Here is a 1,512-nt window from a genome sequence, read left to right on the forward strand (position 1 = left end):
AATGAGTAATTTTATAGTTGCAAATCAAAACATTACTCAGCCCTATGCCCTTGCACAAAGTTACAGACTTTCTTTCAGAAATCAGCGCATTTTTTAGAAAAAATGACGCGCATAAAGCGATGTATTCCATACTGGACGTTATCAAATGGTTAAGAATGAATGAATCCACCTTGTTCGGCATGAAGAGCAAGTGCAACAATGTGTATCCGTTGTTGCAGGTGTTCCAGGCTTTGCTGTTGTACCCGTGTTTCATGGTCCGTAACCCTTATCGTTTCACCGGGTCTTCCTTAAGCGGCTTGCTGGGATGCAAGAAAGACGTGTTCTACCGTTTCATGAGTAATCCCAAGATAAACTGGCGGAAGTCCGTCTATCACCTCACCCTCCAGCTTTGGTCGAAGATCAGACTCCGCTCCGGGCGCAAGGAAGGCACGGTCTGTCTGATAGTCGATGACACGGACTATCCCAAGACGGGACGGCGCATGGAGAACATCGGCAGGGTGTTTTCCCATGTCCATCACAGGTGCATCCTCGGTTTCAAGGCATTGTTCCTTGCCGTCACGGACGGGACAACCCAAATGCTTCTGGATTTTGCACTGCTGGGTGAAAAAGGAAAGGATGGAAAGTTCGGGATGTCCGATGAAGAGCTCGCAAGACGTTTCACCAAAGGACGTGACAGCGGCGACGCCTTGCAGGAGCGTATCGGTGAATACACGGCAAAGAAAACCGACCTGATGATTGCCATGATAAGACGCGCCATCCGCAAAGGGGTCAGGTTCAGGTATGTGCTGGCAGACAGCTGGTTCGCCTGCAAGGATGTCATCCGGTTCATCCGCTCCCGCCACGTCAGGTGCGATTACCTGGGCATGATCAAGGTGGGAGAAAACAGCAGGACAAAATACTGTCTGGACGGGAAGCCTTATACCGCGCCGGCCTTGATCAGGCACCTTGACAGGCAAGGCAGGCGGAAGTACAGCAGGAGACTGCGTTGCTATTACATCGTGGCGGACGTGACCTTTGCGGATACCAAGGTACGCCTGTACTTTGTCAGGAGAAGCAAACGGGGCGCATGGAACGGCCTGATGACCACGGACATACGGCTTGAGTTCCTTGAAGCGTACCGGATTTATGCCCAAAGGTGGTCTTTGGAAGTCGTGTTCAAGGAAGCGAAGGGGCTGTTGGGGCTGGGCAAATGCCAGGCCGGCAACTTCGCCTCGCAAATCGCGGCGACATCCCTGACGGCTTTGCAATACAACATCCTTTCCTTAGTGAAGAGGTTTGCAGCCTACGAGACCATGGGAAAGCTCTTTGAGGACGTAACCAAGGATTCTTTGGAACTGTCCGTTGCGGAAAGGATATGGGGTGTCATGCAAGAACTGGTCATTGCGGTTGCGGAACTCTTCGGATTGACTGACGAAGATATCTATCAGGCTATCATCAACAGGGAGGAAGATATGAAACATATTTGCGACATTTATAGATTAAAAGCTGCAAGTTGAACTTGCGAAACTTGAA

General features: G+C 50.5%; 1 protein-coding gene. It reads left to right on the plus strand.

The window, feature by feature from the left end:
• Window positions 1-44: 44 nt before the first annotated feature.
• The gene (locus B5F71_RS19415) at window positions 45-1,496 is read left to right on the plus strand and encodes a transposase (RefSeq protein WP_087213629.1); all 1,452 of its coding nucleotides are present in this window, start codon (window positions 45-47) and stop codon (window positions 1,494-1,496) included.
• The last annotated feature ends 16 nt before the right edge of the window (window positions 1,497-1,512 follow it).

Origin of the sequence: Bacteroides sp. An269, from assembly GCF_002159755.1 — a bacterium.
In the GTDB taxonomy this organism is placed as follows: domain Bacteria; phylum Bacteroidota; class Bacteroidia; order Bacteroidales; family Bacteroidaceae; genus Phocaeicola; species Phocaeicola intestinalis.